Origin of the sequence: Pseudomonas sp. DSP3-2-3 (assembly GCF_049898225.1) — a bacterium.
GTDB lineage: Bacteria > Pseudomonadota > Gammaproteobacteria > Pseudomonadales > Pseudomonadaceae > Aquipseudomonas.
Genome location: NZ_JAFCXH010000009.1, coordinates 64473 through 84325 on the forward strand (window position 1 = coordinate 64473; position 19853 = coordinate 84325).

Sequence of the window (19853 nt, forward strand, 5' to 3'; positions counted from 1 at the left end):
TCTTGACGGCATCGGCTATGATAGGCGCTTTGATTTAGTCGGCCTACCCTGGCCGCGCACTTGTATTGTCCAAGGATCCTATGAGCAAGCCCACTCAAGACCCCGTTGCGAATTCCAAGGCAGGCCCTGCTGTCCCGACCAATTTCCTGCGCCCGATCGTCCAGGCTGACCTGGATGCCGGCAAGCACACGAAGATCGTCACGCGCTTTCCGCCTGAGCCCAACGGCTATCTGCATATCGGTCATGCCAAGTCGATCTGTGTGAATTTCGGGCTCGCCAAGGAATTTGGCGGCGAAACGCACCTGCGCTTTGACGATACGAACCCGGCCAAGGAAGACCAGGAATACATCGACGCCATCGAAAATGACATCAAGTGGCTGGGCTTCGAATGGTCCGGCGAAGTGCGCTATGCCTCGCAATATTTCGACCAATTGCACGACTGGGCAGTCGAGCTGATCAAGTCGGGCAAGGCCTATGTCGACGATCTGACCCCCGAGCAGGCCCGCGAATATCGCGGCAGCCTGACCGAGCCGGGCAAGAACAGCCCGTTTCGCGAGCGCAGCGTCGAGGAAAGCCTGGACCTGTTCGCCCGCATGAAGGCCGGTGAGTTCCCGGACGGCGCACGCGTGCTGCGCGCCAAGATCGACATGGCCTCGCCGAACATGAACCTGCGCGACCCGATCCTCTATCGCATCCGTCATGCCCATCATCACCAGACCGGCGACAAATGGTGCATCTACCCCAACTATGACTTCACCCACGGTCAGTCCGATGCCATCGAAGGCATCACGCACTCGATCTGCACCCTGGAGTTTGAAGGCCATCGTCCGCTGTATGACTGGTTCCTGGAGAATCTGCCAGTACCTTGCCATCCGCGTCAGTACGAATTCTCGCGTCTGAACCTGAGCTACACGGTCACCAGCAAGCGCAAACTCAAGCAACTGGTCGACGAGCAGCACGTCTCCGGCTGGGATGACCCGCGCATGTCGACCATTTCCGGATTCCGTCGTCGTGGCTACACGCCCGCGTCGATTCGCAACTTCTGCGAGATGATCGGTACCAATCGCTCTGATGGCGTCGTGGATTTCGCCATGCTCGAATTCAGCATCCGCGATGATCTGGACCACAGCGCGCCGCGTGCCATGTGCGTGCTGCGTCCGCTGAAAGTCGTGATTACCAACTATCCGGAAGGCCAGGTCGAGAAGCTGGAACTGCCCCGTCACCCGAAAGAAGACCTCGGCGTGCGCGAGTTGCCGTTTGCTCGCGAGATCTACATCGATCGCGACGACTACATGGAAGAACCGCCGAAAGGCTACAAGCGCCTGGAGCCCAACGGCGAAGTGCGCCTGCGCGGCAGCTATGTGATTCGTGCCGACGAAGCGATCAAGGATGCCTGCGGCAACATCGTTGAGCTGCGTTGCTCATACGACCCGGAAACCCTGGGCAAGAACCCTGAAGGCCGCAAGGTCAAAGGCGTGGTGCACTGGGTGCCGGCCGCAGCCAGCGTCGAATGCGAAGTGCGTTTGTATGATCGCCTGTTCCGCTCGCCGAACCCGGAAAAGGCCGAAGACGGCGCCAGCTTCCTGGACAACATCAATCCTGATTCGCTGCAGGTCCTCACCGGTTGTCGTGCCGAACCTTCTTTGGCAAACGCGCAACCGGAAGACCGTTTCCAGTTCGAACGCGAAGGTTATTTCTGCGCGGACATCAAGGACTCGAAACCAGGTCAGCCGGTATTCAACCGGACTGTAACGCTACGAGATTCGTGGAGCTAAGGAGCCCCAGTGCTTTCGATCTACAACACGCTCACCAAGAGCAAAGAAGTCTTCAAGCCGCTGGATGGCAACAAGGTGCGCATGTACGTTTGCGGGATGACCGTCTACGACTACTGCCACCTTGGCCATGGCCGCAGCATGGTGGCGTTCGACCTCGTCACGCGCTGGCTGCGTTTCAGCGGCTATGACCTGACGTACGTGCGCAACATCACCGATATTGACGACAAGATCATCAACCGAGCCCGTGACAACGGCGAAACGTTCGATGCCCTGACCGCGCGCATGATTGATGCGATGCACGAGGACGAGGCGCGGCTGAACATTCTGCCGCCGGACATGGAGCCACGCGCCACCGATCACATCGCTGGCATGCACGCCATGATTCAGACCTTGATCGACAAGGGTTACGCCTACGCACCGGGCAATGGCGACGTGTACTACCGCGTCGGCAAGTTCCTCGGTTACGGCAAGCTGTCGCGCAAGAAGATCGAAGACCTGCGCATCGGCGCGCGTATCGAAGTGGATGAGTCCAAGGACGACCCACTGGATTTCGTGCTCTGGAAAGGCGTCAAACCGGGCGAGCCAAGCTGGGAATCGCCTTGGGGCGCCGGGCGTCCGGGCTGGCACATCGAATGCTCGGTGATGTCCACTTGCTGCCTGGGCGAGACCTTCGATATTCATGGCGGCGGCAGCGATCTTGAGTTTCCGCACCACGAAAACGAAATCGCCCAGAGCGAAGCCGCGACCGGCAAGACCTACGCCAATGCCTGGATGCACTGCGGCATGATTCGCATCAATGGCGAGAAGATGTCCAAGTCCTTGAACAACTTCTTCACCATTCGCGACGTGCTGGAGAAATATCATCCGGAAGTGGTGCGTTATCTGCTGGTTTCGAGCCATTATCGCAGCGCCATCAACTACTCCGAAGACAGCCTGAAAGAGTCCAAGAGCGCACTGGAACGGTTCTATCACGCGCTGCGTGGCTTGCCGGTTGCCGAACCTGTGGGTGGCGAAGCGTTTGTCGAGCGTTTCTCAACTGCCATGAACGACGACTTCGGTACGCCGGAAGCGTGTGCGGTGTTGTTCGAGATGGTGCGCGAGATCAACCGCCTGCGCGATACCGATCTGGCTGCTGCGGCTGGATTGGCGGCACGCTTGAAGGAATTGGCCAGCGTTTTGGGCGTCCTGCAACTGGAAGCGGACGACTTTTTGCGCGCTGGCGCTGAAGGTCGGGTTGATGCGGCGCAAGTCGAAGCCTTGATCGAAGCCCGTCTGGCAGCACGTGTCGCCAAGAACTGGGGCGAATCCGACCGCATCCGCGACCAGCTCACCGCCATGGGCGTGGTGCTGGAAGACGGCAAAGGCGCAACGACCTGGCGATTGGCGGATTGATGACGAGCGGCCGAGTCCTGTAGGAGGGAATTTATTCCCGAAGAGGCCAGTACATTCGATGCTTATCTATCGTCTGTACTGGCGCCTTCCCGGATAAATCCGGTCCCACAAGTTTCATTGATCCCGTTCCCGCAACCTTTTGTAAAGGGTATTGCGGCTCACGCCGAGGCGTTTTGCCAGCTGGGAAATGTTGCCGCCAGTGGCTTGCAACAAATCATTCAAATCTGTTGGCGCGAGGCGCTCTGTAGGACCGGCTTTAGCCGGGAGAGCAATTGACGCCTTCGCGACTAAAGTCGCTCCAACGGGGTTTGCCCGTTCCAGATCGGCAAAAAAATCATCGGGCAGATGCTCAAGGCCGATCGGCTGATCGTCGGCAAGGGCCAAGGCAACCTGAATCACGTTGCTTAGCTGGCGCAGGTTGCCGGGCCATGGATGCTCCTCGAACAGGGCCAGGACTTTCGGCTCGAAGCCCCTATGTTGTTGAACTTCGCGATGCTGTTCCCAGAGCCGCTGGATCAGAGCGGCCTTGTCCGTACGTTGGCGTAGCGGCGGCAGCTCCAGATTCAATCCGCTGATCCGATAGTACAAATCCTGGCGGAAATGCCCGGTCTGCACCTGTTCGCGCAGGTTGCGGTTGGTGGCGGATATCAAGCGGATATCCACCGGATATTGCTCGCTGCTGCCCAGCGGTTGCACGCAGCGTTCCTGCAAGACCCGCAACAGGCGGGCTTGAACGGCCAACGGCATGTCGCCGATTTCATCGAGAAACAGGGTGCCTTTGTCCGCCTTGCGAATCAGGCCGATGCTGCCTTTGTGGTGGGCGCCGGTGAAGGCGCCTTTCTCATAACCAAACAGCTCGGACTCCACCAATTCAGCGGGTATGGCTGCGCAATTCACGGCGATCAGCGGCCGGGCTGCACGTGAGCTGGCCTGGTGCAGGGCTTTGACAAACACTTCTTTGCCAACCCCTGTTTCGCCGTGGATCAGCAGCGGAATGTCTTTTTCCAGCAGCCGTTCGGCCTGGCGCACGGCTTTCTCGACTTTTGCATCGCCCAGGCCCACGGCTGCCAGCGGCAATACATCGCTCGGCAGTGTTTTGGTGGGCGGCGGGACCGCATGAAGATGCGTCGGTTTGCGTTTCGGACGTCTGAGCAAACCGTGGAAACGGTTATGTCCAGAGGCCTGGAGGGCAAACGGTTGCCCCTCGGTCTCATCCAGCAAACGCGCGACCGGGCTTTTGAACAGATTTTCGATATTGGCCCGCAACAGGCTAACGCCCAACAGATTATCGGCGCGGCGATTGGCGCTGACGATTCGCCCGGTTTCATCAAAGATCAGCAACCCGGCCCATTGGCTATCCAGATTATTCAGCCCGGTATTGAAGGTCAGCTGGAAATGCGTGTCCTGAAACTGGTCAAGGATCAGCCGGTTCTCCACCGACTGGCTCATCATTTTCACCATGCCCAGCGTGTGGGAGGGCGGCAGGAAGCTGTCGCTGGACACATCGAGCACGCCGATGATGCGCCGGTTGGCGTCGAAGATCGGCGCGGCGGAACCGGTCATGAAGCGGTTGGCCTTGAGGAAGTGTTCGTCGTGTTCGATGTGCACGGCCTGTTCACAGGCCAGCGCGGTGCCGATGGCGTTGGTGCCGGTGCCGCGCTCGACCCAGCTGGCGCCGGCCATGAAGCCTTGCGTACGCGAAGGTTCGATGAAGCGTTGGGCGCCCCAGGACTTGAGCAGTTGGCCTTGATTGTCGGCCAGCAGAATCAGGCAATTGGAGTTGGCGAGGATGTTCTCGTAGAAGGGCAGCACTTCCTGATGGGTGGTCTGCACCAGCGGGTCGTGCCGTTCCAGCAGTTCAATCACTTGCGCGCCTGGCAACTGACCGAATGAAGGGCTGGACTGATGGCTCAGACCGAACTCCCGACAACGGGCCCATGAATCCTGAACGATGATGTCGTGAGCAAGGGAGGCACTGGGTGTGGACATGAGAGGAAATCCTGCGAGTACTTTTATTGTTTTTGTTGTGCGACCTGCACGAGCCTTGGCTCGAAACGTTTCTCCAGTGTTGTTCAATATTGTTCAAAGTCAACCTCTGGATTGTTCAAGTGTTCAGCGTTTGCTGTTCATTTTTGTTCAGCACTGAAACCCCACTGCGCAGCTGATTCCAGGTGAAGGCTCTAATCCGCAGCTTTGCTGCTGTCGACTTGAGCCGCGCTCACTTGGCACGCTTGTCGCAATGCTCGTTGAAATAGCCGTAAACATTCGAAAAAAATTTCGATGCAGGTTTCGACTGATTGCAACACCCCTGATAAGAACCAACAATAAAGGGCACGCCATGTCACTCACGCTGGAGCACGTCAGCCGCGCTGTCGACGGCCAAACATGGATCGACGACGCATCCTTGAGCTTCGAACCCGGATCTTTCAATGTTCTGCTGGGCCGCACCCTGTCAGGCAAAACCAGCCTGATGCGCTTGATGGCGGGGCTGGATAAACCCGACAGCGGCCGAATCCTGATGAACGGCAAGGATGTCACGCAGACCGCAGTGCGGCACCGCAACGTGTCGATGGTTTATCAGCAGTTCATCAATTACCCGAGCATGACGGTGTTCGAAAACATCGCTTCGCCACTGCGCCAGGCCGGGGAATCCAAAGAAGTTATCCACAGCAAGGTGCATGAAACCGCAAAGATGCTGCGCATCGAGCGCTTTCTGCAGCGTTATCCGCTGGAGTTGTCCGGTGGACAGCAGCAGCGCACGGCCATGGCCCGGGCGCTGGTCAAGGATGCCGAGTTGATTCTGTTTGATGAGCCGTTGGTCAACCTCGACTACAAACTCCGGGAAGAACTGCGCCAGGAAATGCGCGAGCTGTTTGAAGCGCGGCATACCATCGCCATCTACGCCACCACCGAACCCAACGAAGCCCTGGCGCTGGGCGGCACCACAACGATCCTGCACGAAGGGCGGATTGTGCAGAGCGGCAGGACGCCAGAGGTCTATCACCAGCCCAAGACCGTGCTGGCTGCTGAATTGTTTTCCGAGCCGCCGATCAACCTGATGCCGGGGCGCATTGACGGCAATGAAGTCAGCTTCGCCAACTTCGTGCATTTCCCGCTCAATGTGGATCTGCGCAAAGTCGGCGATGGTCCGTTCCGTTTTGGCGTGCGCCCCAGTCATCTGAGCCTGGTGCCCTCCAACGATGACGACCTTGAGCTGGCAGTTACCGTGGAGCTGGCAGAAATCAGCGGTTCGGAAACCTTTCTGCACGTGCGCAACGAGCACTTCTCGCTGGTCCTGCATTTGCCGGGCGTGCACGCCTACGACGTCGATGCTTCGATTCGGGTGTATATCCCGACCCACAAACTGTTTGTCTTCGATGAGCAAGGTCGCCTGATCCAGGCGCCGGGCTTGCGTATGGCGAGGGTTGCCTGATGGCTGAAATTCGTTTGCAGAACCTCGCCCACAGTTACAGCAGCGCACCGTCGGGCCCCGACGACTACGCGATCCGCGAGATGAGCCATATCTGGGAGCAGGGCGGCGCCTATGCTTTGTTAGGGCCTTCGGGCTGCGGCAAATCGACCTTGCTTAATATTATTTCCGGCCTGCTCAGCCCTTCGGAAGGCCAGGTGATGTTTGACTCGAAAGTGGTCAACGACCTGACCCCCGAGAAGCGCAACATCGCCCAGGTTTTCCAGTTCCCGGTGGTCTACGACACCATGACGGTGTACGACAACCTGGCGTTCCCGCTGCGCAATCAAGGCATGGACGAAAAGCGCATCCAGGCCAAGGTTCAGGAAATCGCCGAGGTGCTGGACCTGCAAGCCGTACTGAAGAACAAAGCCAAGAACCTCTCAGCCGACGAAAAACAGAAAGTCTCCATGGGCCGCGGCCTGGTGCGTGATGACGTGTCGGCGATCCTCTTCGATGAGCCGCTGACGGTCATCGACCCGCATCTGAAATGGAAGCTGCGGCGCAAGCTCAAGCAGATTCACGAGCAATTCAACATCACCATGGTCTACGTCACCCACGATCAGCTGGAGGCTTCGACCTTCGCCGACAAGATTGCGGTGATGTATGGCGGGCAGATCGTGCAGTTCGGCACGCCGCGCGAGCTGTTCGAAAAACCTTCCCACACCTTTGTCGGCTATTTCATCGGCAGCCCTGGGATGAATCTGATTGAAGTCACCCCGCAAGCCGGGGGCGTCGGCTTCGGTGACATTCATCTGCCGCTGTCCGAAGGCCTGCAACAGAAGCTCGCCAGTACGCAGTGGAGCAGCCTTAAAGTCGGTATCCGCCCGGAATTCATCCACGTGTGGGACGGGCCCTATGACGATGCGATGTGTGCCGATGTGACTTACGTTGAAGATCTCGGCACCTACAAGATTCTGACCCTGAAGCTGGCTGGCCAGTCGTTGAAAGTGCGCCTGCAGGAAGACAAGCCCGTGCCGCAAGGCCAGGCGTGGATCAGTTTTCCGGGGCAATGGCTGATGTTGTACGCCGACGAGTATCTGCTCCAGGCCAGCTCCGAAAGTGAGGTGTCCCATGCGTAAGGTGCAGAACAACAAGGCCTGGTGGCTGGTACTGCCGGTTTTCCTGCTGGTGGCGTTCAGCGCCATCATTCCGATGATGACGGTGGTCAATTACTCGGTGCAGGACATCTTCGATCAGTCCAGTCGCTATTTTGTCGGTACCGACTGGTTCAAACAGGTGCTGCAGGACCCGCGCCTGCATGACTCGTTGCTGCGTCAGTTCATCTATTCCGGTTGTGTGCTGCTGATCGAAATTCCTCTGGGCATCGCCATCGCGCTGACCATGCCGACCAAAGGCCGCTGGTCTTCGTTGTGCCTGATCGTCATGACCATCCCGCTACTGATCCCGTTCAACGTGGTCGGCACCATCTGGCAGATCTTCGGCCGCGCCGATATCGGGCTGATGGGCTACGCGCTGAACAAGATCGGCATCAGCTACAACTATGCAGCCAACGCTTCGGATGCCTGGGTGACAGTGCTGGTCATTGATGTCTGGCACTGGACCTCGCTGGTGGCGCTGCTGTGCTACTCCGGTCTGCGTGCCATCCCGGACGTTTACTACCAGGCCGCGCGCATTGATCGTGCGTCCGGCTGGGCGGTATTCCGACACATCCAGCTGCCGAAAATGAAGAGTGTGCTGCTCATCGCCGTAATGCTGCGCTTTATGGACAGCTTCATGATTTACACCGAGCCGTTCGTGCTGACCGGCGGCGGGCCGGGCAACTCGACCACGTTCCTCAGCCAGACACTGACCACCATGGCCTTGGGCCAATTCGACCTGGGGCCGGCGGCCGCGTTCTCGCTGGTGTACTTCCTGATCATTCTGTTGGTGTCGTGGGTGTTCTACACCGCCATGACCCACGGCGAAAAGAACTGAGGAGCGGCCATGAACCTGCGCAAGATAGTGCCGTTGTGGATCTACCTGCTGTTCCTGCTGGTGCCGATCTACTGGCTGATCAATATGTCGTTCAAGACCAACACGGAAATCCTCGGCGGCCTGACGCTGTTCCCACAGGATTTCACCTTCGCCAATTACAAGGTGATTTTCACCGACGAGAGCTGGTACAGCGGCTATATCAATTCGCTGTACTACGTTTGTCTGAATACCGTGATATCGCTGAGTGTCGCGCTGCCTGCGGCCTACGCTTTTTCACGCTATCGTTTTCTCGGCGACAAGCACTTGTTCTTCTGGTTGCTGACCAACCGCATGGCGCCACCGGCAGTGTTTCTGTTGCCGTTTTTCCAGCTGTACTCGTCCATCGGGCTGTTTGACACGCACATCGCCGTAGCGCTGGCGCATTGCCTGTTCAACGTTCCGCTGGCGGTGTGGATTCTCGAAGGCTTCATGTCGGGCGTGCCCAAGGAAATCGACGAAACGGCTTATATCGACGGTTATAGCTTTCCCAAGTTCTTCGTGAAGATATTCGTCCCGCTGATTGGCTCCGGCATCGGCGTGACGGCGTTCTTCTGCTTCATGTTCTCGTGGGTCGAGCTGTTGCTGGCGCGCACGTTGACGTCGGTCAACGCCAAGCCGATTGCAGCGGTCATGACCCGCACCGTCTCGGCCTCGGGGATTGACTGGGGCGTACTGGCGGCAGCGGGAGTACTGACTATTCTGCCGGGCATGCTGGTGATCTGGTTCGTTCGTAATCACGTGGTCAAGGGCTTTGCCCTCGGCCGGGTCTGAGGAGTCGAAAAATGGAGTGGATGTCCTGGACTTTACCGACCGCTGCCTTCTTCGCCAGCATCGCCCTGATCCTGGCGGGGATGACGGTATGGGAGTTGCGTTCGGCGAGTATCGAGCGCAGGGGTTTCTTGCCGATTGCCACCACCCGTGGCGATCGGTTGTTCATCGGGCTACTCGGCAGCGCCTACCTGCACCTTTTGGTCATTGGCGCGACTGACTGGAGTATCTGGGTTGCTTCGGGGATTTCCCTGGCTTGGCTGTTGGTAGTAATGCGCTGGGGTTAGGCGAAAGCGGGATTTTTAGTGGACCAATAAGAATCAACACTGGAGGTGTCTATGTTCAATAACAAAAACAAGCTGCGACATAGCGTGACAATCGCCACGATGCTGACGATCAGCGGCTTGAGCATGTCGGCGTGGGCGGATCAGTACGAAGACGCTGCAAAGAAATGGGCTGGCAGTGAGTTCAGACCGTCAACCCTCAGCCCCGAGCAGCAACTGGAGGAGTTGAAGTGGTTCATCAAGGCCGCCGAGCCGTTCCGTGGCATGGACATCAAGGTGGTTTCAGAAACCTTGACCACCCATGAATACGAGTCGAAAACCCTGGCCAAGGCGTTCACCGAGATCACCGGCATCAAGGTCACTCACGACTTGCTGCAGGAAGGTGACGTAATCGAGAAGCTGCAAACCGCCATGCAGTCGGACAAGAGTATTTATGACGGCTGGGTAAACGATTCCGACCTGATTGGTACTCACTTCCGCTATGGCAAGGCGCTGTCGATTACAGAAATGATGGCCAGTCCGGAAGGGGCGAAAGCCACCTCGCCAACCCTGGATATCAAGGACTTCATCGGTACGTCGTTCACTACCGCGCCGGACGGCAAGCTGTATCAGCTGCCCGACCAGCAGTTCGCCAACCTCTACTGGTTCCGCGCCGACTGGTTTGAACGTGCGGACCTGAAAAAGAAATTCAAGGACAAGTACGGTTACGAGCTGGGCGTGCCGGTCAACTGGTCGGCTTATGAAGACATTGCCAAATTCTTCAGCGAAGACGTCAAGGAAATCGACGGCAAACGCGTTTATGGTCACATGGACTACGGCAAGAAAGACCCGTCGCTGGGTTGGCGCTTCACCGATGCCTGGTTCTCCATGGCTGGTAGTGGCGACAAAGGCTTGCCCAACGGTCTGCCGGTGGATGAGTGGGGCATTCGCGTAGAGGATTGCCATCCTGTCGGTTCGAGCATCACTCGTGGTGGCGATACCAACGGGCCTGCGGCGGTATTCGCAACCCAGAAATACATCGACTGGCTCAAGGCTTATGCGCCGCCTGAAGCGGCGGGCATGACCTTCTCCGAATCCGGACCGGTGCCAGCTCAGGGCAACGTCGCACAGCAAATCTTCTGGTACACCGCGTTTACGGCGGACATGACCAAACCTGGTCTGCCCGTGATGAACGCCGATGGCACGCCAAAATGGCGGATGGCGCCGTCGCCTAAAGGTCCGTACTGGAAAGAAGGCATGAAACTGGGTTATCAGGACGTAGGTTCCTGGACCTTCCTGAAAGCCTCTGACGAGAAACGCCGTCTGGCTGCCTGGCTGTATGCGCAGTTCGTGACCTCGAAAAGTGTTTCCTTGAAGAAAACCATTGTTGGCCTGACGCCGATTCGCGAATCGGACATCAACTCCAAGGAGATGACCGCGCTGGCACCGAAACTCGGTGGCCTGGTGGAGTTCTATCGCAGCCCGGCGCGGGTGCAATGGTCGCCGACCGGCACCAACGTACCGGATTATCCGAAGCTGGCGCAGCTGTGGTGGAGTCATGTGGCTGAAGCGGTAACGGGCGAGAAGACTGCGCAAGTGGCGCTGGACGGCCTGGCCAAGGATCAGGATGCAATCATGACCCGAATCGAGCGCTCCAAGGTCCAGGACGCCAGCGGCTGTGCACCGAAGATGAATCCGGAAACCACGGCCGAAGCCTGGTACAAGAAAGGCGAGGCATCGCCGGACGGCTGGGCCGCTCCGCAACGCAAACTGGCCAACGAGAAGCCTAAAGGCGAAACCATCGCTTACTCGGAACTGCTCAAAAGCTGGGAAAGCGCCAAGAAATAAGCTCCAGTCGACGTGAATAAAAAAGCACCCGTTCGGGTGCTTTTTTTATGCCGCGGATTGCCGACTTGATCAGCCGTGCAGGGTTTCTGCGGCATACAAGGTGTTTTCCAGCAGGCAGGCACGGGTCATCGGGCCAACACCGCCCGGAACCGGTGTGATCCAGCCCGCGCGGGGCAGGGCGGTTTCGTACACTACGTCACCGACCAGCTTGCCGTCTTCCTGACGATTGATGCCGACGTCGATGACGATGGCGCCCGGCTTGATCCATTCGCCTTTGACCAGGCCCGGCTTGCCCGCCGCGACCACCACCAGATCGGCACGGCCCACATGGCCGGCCAGATCCTGAGTGAAGCGGTGCGTGACGGTAACGGTGCAACCTGCCAGCAGCAGCTCCATCGCCATTGGACGCCCGACGATGTTCGAGGCACCAACGACAACCGCGTCCATCCCGTAGAGATCAACGCCAGTGCTCTCCAGCAGCGTCATGATGCCTTTCGGGGTGCAAGGGCGCAGCAGCGGAATACGCTGGGCCAGACGGCCGACGTTATAAGGATGGAAGCCATCCACGTCCTTGTCCGGGCGAATGCGTTCCAGCAGCAACGATGCATCCAGATGCGCGGGCAGCGGCAATTGCAGCAGCACGCCGTCGATAGTTGGGTCGTCGTTCAGACGATCGATCAACTCGGTCAGCGCGGTCTGGGTGGTTTCGGCAGGAAGATCATAAGCTTGCGAGATGAAGCCGACTTCCTCGCAGTCTTTACGCTTGTGCGAGACATAAACCTGAGAGGCGGGGTCGCTGCCCACCAGAATCACCGCGAGGCCAGGTGTGCGCAGGCCTTGATCGCGACGTTCGGCGACACGTTTGGCGATCTGCTGGCGCAGGCTGGCTGCGATCGCTTTGCCGTCGATAAGTTTTGCAGTCATTACGCGTGATTAACCATCGAGAGGGATTGGAAAAGAGCGCGCATTCTCGCATGTCACGACGCACGGGCAAAGGCGCTTGGTCCGCGAATTCAGCTAACTCCTTTATCTAACTGAATTTTTTCGAAAAAAGAGTTGACGACCCTGGGGGCCGTCTATAAGATTCGTCGCACTTGTCGGGCACAGCCCAGCACTGGTTAAGCTAGCACTGGTTGATTTGGTCAGGCAGAGTTGCAGATTGGCTCGGTGTGATTGAAAGCCTTTTAATTTGTGATCGTTAAAGAATACAGATTATATAAGTGCCCGTAGCTCAGCTGGATAGAGCATCCGCCTTCTAAGCGGATGGTCGCAGGTTCGAGTCCTGCCGGGTGCGCCATTAAAGGCAGCTTTGGCACAAGTAAGATGTCACGGTTACAACGCAATATGGTGGGCGTAGCTCAGTTGGTAGAGCACGGGATTGTGACTCCCGTTGTCGAGGGTTCGATCCCCTTCGTCCACCCCATATTCAGAGAGGCGCCAGACTTATAATCTGGCGCCTTTGCTTTAACGATTGAATGCGGATGTGGTGGAATTGGTAGACACACTGGATTTAGGTTCCAGCGCCGCAAGGTGTGAGAGTTCGAGTCTCTCCGTCCGCACCAAGATACGAGCGTTGTTGCTGGTTCAGCACTGACGACTGAAGAAAGCCGCCTAGTGCGGCTTTTTTTGTTTCAGGATTATGCTTTTATCGTTTTGCCCGATCGCTCAGCCCGGCTGCCGTCGGTCGCGCAAGACGTGCTTTTGGGGAGGGAGTCGGCGACGAGCATGTGCATGCGATGCCTTCTATAAGGCCGTGCCAGACGCGTTTTGGTCGGTGGGAGCCCATGATGGTTGTCACCTGCGGGCTCGCTGAATCCGTCCTCTTCATTTGCCCTTTTTCAGTAGGGTGACTTCTTGAGTTTGACCCACTAGAATGCATGCCCTTGATTCTGGGGTCGGAAACGGCCGGCTAACGTCTGTGCAACGAGGAATATCCATGCAAGTTTCTGTTGAAAATACTTCCGCTCTTGAGCGCCGCATGACCATTGGCGTGCCTGCCGAACGCATCGAGACTGAAGTCAACAAGCGTCTGCAGCAGACCGCACGTAAAGCCAAGATCCCGGGCTTCCGCCCAGGCAAAGTGCCTATGAGCGTGATCCGCCAGCGTTATGAAGATGGCGCGCGTCAGGAAGCGCTGGGCGACCTGATCCAGGCTACCTTTTACGAAGCAGTGGTTGAGCAGAAGCTGAACCCGGCTGGCGCTCCTTCTGTAGAGCCCAAGTCCTTCGAAAAGGGCAAGGATCTGGAATACGTCGCGACTTTCGAAGTGTTCCCTGAGTTCACGGTTGCAGGTTTCGAATCCATCGCTGTTGAGCGTCTGGCTGCCGACGTGGCTGATGCCGATCTCGACAACATGCTGGAAATCCTGCGCAAGCAAAACGTTCGTTTCGAAGTGGCCGATCGTGCTGCCCAGAACGAAGATCAGCTGAACATCGATTTCGTTGGCAAGGTTGACGGCGAAGTGTTCGCTGGCGGTTCGGCAACTGGCACCCAGTTGGTGTTGGGCTCCGGCCGCATGATCCCTGGCTTCGAAGACGGTCTGGTTGGCGCTAAAGCCGGCGAAGAACGTGTTCTGAACCTGACTTTCCCGGAAGACTATCAGAACCTGGAACTGGCTGGTAAAGCCGCCGAGTTCACCGTGACAGTCAACACTGTTTCCGAGCCTAAACTGCCTGAGCTGAACGAAGAGTTCTTCAAGCAGTTCGGCATCAAGGAAACCGGCATTGACGGCTTCCGCACCGAAGTTCGCAAGAACATGGAGCGCGAACTGCGTCAGGCGATCAAGTCCAAGGTCAAGAATCAGGTAATGGACGGCTTGCTGGCCGCCAACCCGATCGAAGTGCCTAAATCGTTGCTGGAAAACGAAGTAAACCGTCTGCGCGTGCAGGCTGTTCAGCAGTTCGGCGGCAACATCAAGCCTGATCAACTGCCGGCAGAGCTGTTCGAAGAGCAAGCCAAGCGTCGTGTGGAGCTGGGCCTGATCGTTGCTGAAGTCGTCAAGCAGTTCGACCTCAAGCCTGACGATACTCGTGTTCGCGAGCTGATCCAGGAAATGGCATCCGCTTACCAGGAGCCAGAGCAGGTTGTGGCCTGGTACTACAAGAACGAGCAGCAAATGAACGAAGTGCGTTCTGTTGTGCTTGAAGAGCAAGTTGTGGATACTGTTTTGCAGAAGGCTAGCGTGACCGACAAGTCGGTCTCCTACGAAGAAGCAGTCAAGCCGGTAGAAGCTCCACAAGCCGACTGATTGTTTTCTCTCGTTCGAAAACACCTACAAGCCAGCCTTCGCGCTGGCTTGTGCGTATTCAAGAAATGACTATTTGGGAGTGAATGCGAGACATGTCCCGCAATTCTTATATTCAGCAGAACTCTGACATCCAGGCCGCTGGCGGCCTGGTCCCGATGGTTATCGAGCAGTCCGCCCGTGGCGAACGCGCCTATGACATCTACTCGCGCCTGCTCAAGGAGCGAGTGATCTTTCTGGTCGGCCCGGTAGAAGACTACATGGCCAACCTGATCTGTGCGCAACTGCTGTTCCTTGAAGCGGAAAACCCGGACAAGGATATCCATCTCTACATCAACTCACCGGGCGGTTCGGTGACAGCTGGCATGTCGATCTACGACACCATGCAGTTCATCAAGCCCAATGTATCGACTACCTGCATCGGACAGGCGTGCAGCATGGGTGCGTTCCTGCTGACAGCCGGTGCCGCTGGTAAACGCTACTGCCTGCCGAACTCGCGCGTGATGATTCACCAGCCACTGGGCGGTTTCCAGGGCCAGGCTTCGGATATCGAAATCCATGCCAAGGAAATCCTTTTCATTCGTGAGCGCCTCAACACGCTGATGGCCAAACACAGTGGGCACACGCTCGAAGAGATCGAACGTGATACCAACCGCGATAACTTCATGAGCGCAGAAGCCGCACGTGAGTACGGGCTGATCGATGAAGTGATCAGTCAGCGCCCCGCTTAATAAGCAGCTCAAAATAGGGTTGGTCGGCTGTTCAGATCACTTGCGGGCTTGAAAAAGCCTGCAATAGCCTTCATCTTGTGTTGCAAGCCTATCGGATTTGGATCGAACGAATGACTGACACCCGCAACGGCGAGGACAACGGCAAATTGCTCTATTGCTCCTTCTGTGGCAAAAGCCAGCATGAAGTGCGCAAATTGATTGCCGGCCCCTCGGTGTTTATTTGCGACGAGTGCGTCGACCTGTGCAATGACATCATCCGTGAGGAGGTGCAGGAAGCCCAGGCCGAAAGCAGCGCGCATAAATTGCCTTCGCCTAAAGAAATCAGCGGCATCCTTGATCAGTACGTGATCGGTCAGGAGCGTGCCAAAAAGGTTCTCGCCGTAGCGGTGTATAACCACTACAAGCGTCTGAATCAGCGTGACAAGAAGAATGACGACGTCGAACTCGGCAAGAGCAACATTTTGCTGATCGGCCCGACAGGCTCGGGTAAAACCCTGCTTGCCGAAACACTGGCCCGTTTGCTGAACGTTCCGTTCACCATTGCCGATGCAACCACCCTCACTGAGGCGGGTTATGTGGGTGAGGATGTCGAGAACATCATTCAGAAGCTGCTGCAGAAGTGCGATTACGACGTAGAAAAAGCTCAGATGGGCATTGTCTACATCGATGAGATCGACAAGATCTCGCGCAAGTCTGACAACCCGTCGATCACCCGAGACGTTTCCGGTGAAGGCGTGCAGCAGGCCTTGCTCAAGTTGATCGAAGGCACGGTCGCTTCCGTTCCGCCTCAAGGTGGTCGCAAGCATCCGCAGCAGGAATTCCTTCAGGTTGACACCCGGAACATCCTCTTCATCTGCGGCGGCGCGTTCTCTGGTCTGGAAAAGGTTATTCAAAACCGTTCCACCAAGGGCGGCATCGGTTTCAACGCCGAAGTGCGCAGCAAGGAAGAAGGCAAGAAGGTCGGTGAATCCCTGCGTGAAGTCGAGCCTGACGATCTGGTCAAGTTCGGTCTGATTCCAGAGTTCGTGGGTCGCCTGCCGGTTCTGGCTACGTTGGACGAGCTGGATGAGGCTGCGCTGATGCAGATTCTCACCGAGCCGAAAAACGCCCTGACCAAGCAGTATGCCAAGTTGTTCGAAATGGAAGGTGTGGACCTTGAGTTCCGTGCCGATGCGCTGAAATCGGTTGCCCGTCGCGCGCTTGAGCGCAAAACCGGCGCCCGTGGTTTGCGCTCCATTCTCGAAGGTGTCCTGCTCGACACCATGTTCGAGATCCCCTCGCAATCCGAGGTGAGCAAGGTGGTGATCGACGAGAGCGTCATTGATGGCACGTCCAAGCCGCTGTTGATATATGAAAACAGCGAGCCGCCTGCCAAGGTTGCTCCGGACGCGTGAGTGACACTGCTGCATGAATAAAGAAGGGGCCTTCGGGCCCCTTTTGCATTTCCTGCTTCAGAGCTTGTTTTTTTCAGGATCTACCCCCATCTTGAATTCAAGCTCATTCAACCTGTCACGGCCACTTGGCCGCCGTAGAGGCGAAATCATGAAAACGACCATTGAATTGCCTCTCTTGCCATTGCGTGATGTTGTGGTTTATCCGCACATGGTTATCCCGCTGTTCGTGGGGCGCGAGAAGTCTATCGAAGCCCTTGAGGCTGCGATGACAGGCGACAAACAGATCCTGTTGCTCGCGCAAAGAAATCCTGCTGATGATGATCCTGGTGAAGAAGCTCTTTATAGCGTCGGCACCATTGCAACCGTATTGCAGCTGCTCAAATTGCCCGACGGTACCGTCAAGGTGCTGGTCGAAGGCGAGCAGCGCGGCTCGGTCGAACGCTTCATGGAAGTCGACGGCCACTGCCGCGCAGAAGTCGCGCTGATCGAAGAAACAGACGCGCCTGATCGTGAGTCTGAAGTCTTCGTGCGCAGCCTGTTGGCGCAGTTCGAACAATATGTTCAGTTGGGCAAGAAAGTCCCGGCTGAAGTGCTGTCCTCGCTTAACAGCATCGATGAGCCGGGTCGCCTGGTGGATACCATGGCGGCGCACATGGCGCTGAAAATCGAGCAGAAGCAGGAAATTCTCGAAATTATCGATCTGGCCGCCCGTGTCGAGCACGTGCTGGCGCTGCTTGATGCCGAGATTGACCTGTTGCAGGTCGAGAAGCGTATCCGCGGTCGCGTCAAAAAGCAGATGGAGCGCAGTCAGCGCGAGTACTACCTGAACGAGCAGATGAAGGCCATTCAGAAAGAGCTCGGCGACAGCGAGGAAGGTCACAACGAAATCGAGGACCTGAAAAAGCGTATCGATGCCGCTGGCCTGCCAAAAGACGCACTGGCCAAGGCAACTTCCGAGCTGAACAAGCTTAAGCAGATGTCGCCGATGTCAGCAGAAGCCACCGTGGTTCGCTCGTATATCGACTGGCTGGTTCAAGTGCCGTGGAAGGCTCAGAGCAAGGTTCGCCTGGATCTGGCTCGCGCCGAAGACATTCTCGACGCTGACCACTACGGCCTTGATGAAGTCAAAGAACGCATTCTCGAATACCTCGCCGTGCAAAAGCGCGTGAAGAAGATTCGTGGCCCGGTGCTGTGTCTGGTTGGCCCGCCTGGTGTGGGTAAAACCTCTCTGGCTGAGTCCATTGCCCACGCAACCAACCGTAAATTTGTGCGCATGGCCTTGGGTGGCGTACGTGATGAGGCCGAAATTCGTGGTCATCGTCGGACTTATATCGGTTCGATGCCAGGAAGATTGATTCAAAAGATGACAAAGGTTGGGGTTCGCAACCCACTGTTCCTGCTCGATGAAATCGACAAGATGGGCAGTGACATGCGCGGCGACCCGGCTTCGGCATTGCTTGAAGTGCTCGATCCGGAGCAGAACCACAACTTCAACGACCATTACCTGGAAGTCGACTACGACCTGTCCGACGTAATGTTCCTGTGCACCGCGAACTCGATGAACATTCCTGCGGCATTGCTGGACCGGATGGAAGTCATCCGTCTGCCTGGCTATACCGAAGACGAGAAGATCAACATCGCCGTCAAATACCTTTCGCCCAAGCAGATTCAGGCCAACGGCTTGAAAAAAGGCGAAGTGGAATTCGACGAGGAAGCGATTCGCGACATCATCCGTTACTACACCCGTGAAGCGGGCGTGCGTAGCCTTGAGCGCCAGATTGCCAAGGTCTGCCGCAAGGCGGTCAAAGAGCACGCGCTGGAAAAACGTTTTGCAATTCGTGTCACGGCCGAAATGCTTGAGCATTTCCTCGGTGTGCGCAAATTCCGCTACGGCCTGGCTGAGCAGCAGGACCAGATCGGTCAGGTTACCGGCCTGGCGTGGACGCAAGTGGGCGGTGAATTGCTGACCATCGAAGCGGCGGTTGTGCCGGGCAAAGGTCAGCTGATCAAGACCGGTTCGCTGGGCGATGTGATGGTTGAATCCATCACGGCGGCACTGACCGTGGTACGCAGTCGCGCGAAAAGTCTCGGCATCCCTGTGGACTTCCACGAGAAGCGCGACACGCACATCCACATGCCAGAAGGCGCGACGCCCAAAGATGGCCCTAGCGCAGGCGTAGGCATGTGCACGGCCCTTGTTTCGGCGCTGACACAGATCCCTGTGCGTGCGGACGTGGCAATGACCGGCGAAATCACCCTTCGCGGGCAGGTTCTGGCAATTGGCGGGCTCAAGGAAAAACTCCTGGCTGCGCACCGTGGCGGTATCAAAACGGTGATCATTCCGGAAGAAAACGTCCGTGACCTGAAAGAGATTCCGGACAACATCAAGCGTGACCTGCAGATCAAGCCGGTTAAATGGATTGACGAAGTCCTGCAAATTGCGCTGCAATACGCGCCGGAGCCCTTGCCGGATGTGGCTCCGGAGATGGTTGCTAAGGATGAAAAGCGCGAGTCTGACTCTAAGGAAAGGATTAGCACGCATTAGTCTGGGCGGCCTTCCTTGACAGCTTTTTAGAGCCCTTGTTATAAAGCGGCTCTTTTAAGCATCTGCAAGCCGCTCAGCGTTCGTTTGGCTTTACCAAAAAACTTAGAAACATACTCAATATAGACATAAGGGGACTTAGAGTGAACAAGTCGGAACTGATTGATGCTATCGCTGCATCTGCTGATATCCCGAAAGCTGCTGCCGGCCGTGCGCTGGATGCAGTGATCGAATCCGTCACTGGCGCTCTGAAGGCTGGCGACTCCGTTGTACTGGTGGGTTTCGGAACATTTTCCGTGACTGATCGTCCAGCACGTATCGGTCGTAACCCTCAGACCGGTAAGACACTGGAAATCGCTGCTGCTAAAAAACCAGGTTTCAAAGCCGGTAAAGCCCTGAAAGAAGCTGTCAACTAAGTTCTCAAAGCCTTTGCCCAACCGAAGCAGAACT

Annotated in this window: 14 protein-coding genes, 3 tRNA genes and 2 pseudogenes; 16 read left to right on the top strand and 3 right to left on the bottom strand. The window is 56.9% G+C overall.

Annotation, left to right across the window (positions count from 1 at the left end; all coding sequences use genetic code 11):
• Positions 1-80 precede the first annotated feature (80 nt).
• Together ACP7E4_RS12635 and cysS are read left to right on the top strand one after the other, a co-directional pair.
• The gene (locus ACP7E4_RS12635; RefSeq protein ID WP_426114056.1) at positions 81-1775 is read left to right on the top strand and encodes a glutamine--tRNA ligase/YqeY domain fusion protein; all 1695 of its coding nucleotides are present in this window, start codon (positions 81-83) and stop codon (positions 1773-1775) included.
• 9 nt (positions 1776-1784) lie between these two features.
• Positions 1785-3167: a cysteine--tRNA ligase gene (cysS, locus tag ACP7E4_RS12640; RefSeq protein ID WP_426114058.1), complete on the top strand. Its 1383-nt coding sequence runs from the start codon at positions 1785-1787 to the stop codon at positions 3165-3167.
• 114 nt (positions 3168-3281) lie between these two features.
• On the opposite strand, the pseudogene ACP7E4_RS12645 reads toward cysS, so the two are convergent.
• Positions 3282-4220, bottom strand: a pseudogene (locus tag ACP7E4_RS12645) (sigma-54-dependent Fis family transcriptional regulator); the annotation flags it as partial.
• Positions 4221-4300: 80 nt separating this feature from the next.
• A pseudogene (locus tag ACP7E4_RS12650) lies at positions 4301-5156 on the bottom strand (sigma-54-dependent Fis family transcriptional regulator); the annotation flags it as partial.
• A gap of 349 nt (positions 5157-5505) precedes the next feature.
• Between ACP7E4_RS12650 and ACP7E4_RS12655 the strand changes: the two are divergent.
• From ACP7E4_RS12655 to ACP7E4_RS12680, 6 genes are read left to right on the top strand one after another with little or no spacing between them, the layout of a single operon-like run.
• Positions 5506-6600, top strand: coding sequence for an ABC transporter ATP-binding protein (locus tag ACP7E4_RS12655; RefSeq protein WP_426114060.1), 1095 nt, complete (start codon positions 5506-5508; stop codon positions 6598-6600).
• A complete protein-coding gene (locus tag ACP7E4_RS12660; RefSeq protein WP_426114062.1) occupies positions 6600-7718 on the top strand; it encodes an ABC transporter ATP-binding protein in 1119 nt (372 codons plus the stop codon). Before ACP7E4_RS12655 ends, ACP7E4_RS12660 begins: the two co-directional genes overlap by 1 nt.
• Complete coding sequence (locus ACP7E4_RS12665; RefSeq protein ID WP_065833457.1) at positions 7711-8574, top strand: carbohydrate ABC transporter permease; 864 nt, start codon at positions 7711-7713, stop codon at positions 8572-8574. The genes ACP7E4_RS12660 and ACP7E4_RS12665 overlap by 8 nt, the downstream gene beginning before the upstream one ends.
• 9 nt (positions 8575-8583) lie before the next feature.
• Positions 8584-9384, top strand: coding sequence for a carbohydrate ABC transporter permease (locus ACP7E4_RS12670; RefSeq protein ID WP_331150875.1), 801 nt, complete (start codon positions 8584-8586; stop codon positions 9382-9384).
• Positions 9385-9395: 11 nt separating this feature from the next.
• Positions 9396-9668: a DUF2160 domain-containing protein gene (locus ACP7E4_RS12675; protein WP_426114065.1), complete on the top strand. Its 273-nt coding sequence runs from the start codon at positions 9396-9398 to the stop codon at positions 9666-9668.
• 51 nt (positions 9669-9719) lie between these two features.
• Positions 9720-11492 (top strand): ABC transporter substrate-binding protein, encoded by a 1773-nt coding sequence (locus tag ACP7E4_RS12680; RefSeq protein ID WP_426114067.1) that lies wholly within the window; start codon positions 9720-9722, stop codon positions 11490-11492.
• A 69-nt stretch (positions 11493-11561) separates the two neighbouring features.
• Here ACP7E4_RS12680 and folD read toward each other — a convergent pair whose 3' ends face one another.
• On the bottom strand, positions 11562-12416 hold the full coding sequence (gene folD / locus ACP7E4_RS12685) for a bifunctional methylenetetrahydrofolate dehydrogenase/methenyltetrahydrofolate cyclohydrolase FolD (RefSeq protein ID WP_426114069.1): 855 nt from the start codon (positions 12414-12416) through the stop codon (positions 11562-11564).
• Between the two features lie 296 nt (positions 12417-12712).
• On the opposite strand from folD, the gene ACP7E4_RS12690 reads away from it, so the two are divergent.
• From ACP7E4_RS12690 to ACP7E4_RS12725, 8 genes are all read left to right on the top strand, one after another.
• Positions 12713-12789: transfer RNA gene (locus ACP7E4_RS12690), tRNA-Arg, on the top strand.
• Between the two features lie 50 nt (positions 12790-12839).
• A tRNA-His gene (locus ACP7E4_RS12695) sits at positions 12840-12915 on the top strand.
• Positions 12916-12969: 54 nt separating this feature from the next.
• Positions 12970-13054: transfer RNA gene (locus tag ACP7E4_RS12700), tRNA-Leu, on the top strand.
• A gap of 374 nt (positions 13055-13428) precedes the next feature.
• Positions 13429-14739, top strand: a complete 1311-nt coding sequence (gene tig / locus ACP7E4_RS12705) for a trigger factor (RefSeq protein ID WP_020288780.1) — start codon at positions 13429-13431, stop codon at positions 14737-14739.
• Between the two features lie 92 nt (positions 14740-14831).
• Positions 14832-15467, top strand: coding sequence for an ATP-dependent Clp endopeptidase proteolytic subunit ClpP (clpP, locus tag ACP7E4_RS12710; RefSeq protein ID WP_331152117.1), 636 nt, complete (start codon positions 14832-14834; stop codon positions 15465-15467).
• 110 nt (positions 15468-15577) lie between these two features.
• A complete protein-coding gene (gene clpX / locus ACP7E4_RS12715) occupies positions 15578-16861 on the top strand; it encodes an ATP-dependent Clp protease ATP-binding subunit ClpX (RefSeq protein WP_426114072.1) in 1284 nt (427 codons plus the stop codon).
• A 148-nt stretch (positions 16862-17009) separates the two neighbouring features.
• Positions 17010-19406: an endopeptidase La gene (gene lon / locus ACP7E4_RS12720; protein WP_426114074.1), complete on the top strand. Its 2397-nt coding sequence runs from the start codon at positions 17010-17012 to the stop codon at positions 19404-19406.
• Positions 19407-19546: 140 nt separating this feature from the next.
• Positions 19547-19819: an HU family DNA-binding protein gene (locus ACP7E4_RS12725; protein ID WP_002552737.1), complete on the top strand. Its 273-nt coding sequence runs from the start codon at positions 19547-19549 to the stop codon at positions 19817-19819.
• Positions 19820-19853 lie beyond the last annotated feature (34 nt).

Excerpts from the sequence above, each read along its gene's own strand:
- ACP7E4_RS12635 (WP_426114056.1), top strand. The coding sequence starts at position 81 with ATGAGCAAGCCCACTCAAGACCCCGTTGCGAATTCCAAGGCAGGCCCT.
- ACP7E4_RS12655 (WP_426114060.1), top strand. The coding sequence starts at position 5,506 with ATGTCACTCACGCTGGAGCACGTCAGCCGCGCTGTCGACGGCCAAACA.
- ACP7E4_RS12660 (WP_426114062.1), top strand. The coding sequence starts at position 6,600 with ATGGCTGAAATTCGTTTGCAGAACCTCGCCCACAGTTACAGCAGCGCA.
- ACP7E4_RS12665 (WP_065833457.1), top strand. The coding sequence starts at position 7,711 with ATGCGTAAGGTGCAGAACAACAAGGCCTGGTGGCTGGTACTGCCGGTT.
- ACP7E4_RS12670 (WP_331150875.1), top strand. The coding sequence starts at position 8,584 with ATGAACCTGCGCAAGATAGTGCCGTTGTGGATCTACCTGCTGTTCCTG.
- ACP7E4_RS12675 (WP_426114065.1), top strand. The coding sequence starts at position 9,396 with ATGGAGTGGATGTCCTGGACTTTACCGACCGCTGCCTTCTTCGCCAGC.
- ACP7E4_RS12680 (WP_426114067.1), top strand. The coding sequence starts at position 9,720 with ATGTTCAATAACAAAAACAAGCTGCGACATAGCGTGACAATCGCCACG.
- folD (WP_426114069.1), bottom strand. The coding sequence starts at position 12,416 with ATGACTGCAAAACTTATCGACGGCAAAGCGATCGCAGCCAGCCTGCGC.
- tig (WP_020288780.1), top strand. The coding sequence starts at position 13,429 with ATGCAAGTTTCTGTTGAAAATACTTCCGCTCTTGAGCGCCGCATGACC.
- clpP (WP_331152117.1), top strand. The coding sequence starts at position 14,832 with ATGTCCCGCAATTCTTATATTCAGCAGAACTCTGACATCCAGGCCGCT.
- clpX (WP_426114072.1), top strand. The coding sequence starts at position 15,578 with ATGACTGACACCCGCAACGGCGAGGACAACGGCAAATTGCTCTATTGC.
- lon (WP_426114074.1), top strand. The coding sequence starts at position 17,010 with ATGAAAACGACCATTGAATTGCCTCTCTTGCCATTGCGTGATGTTGTG.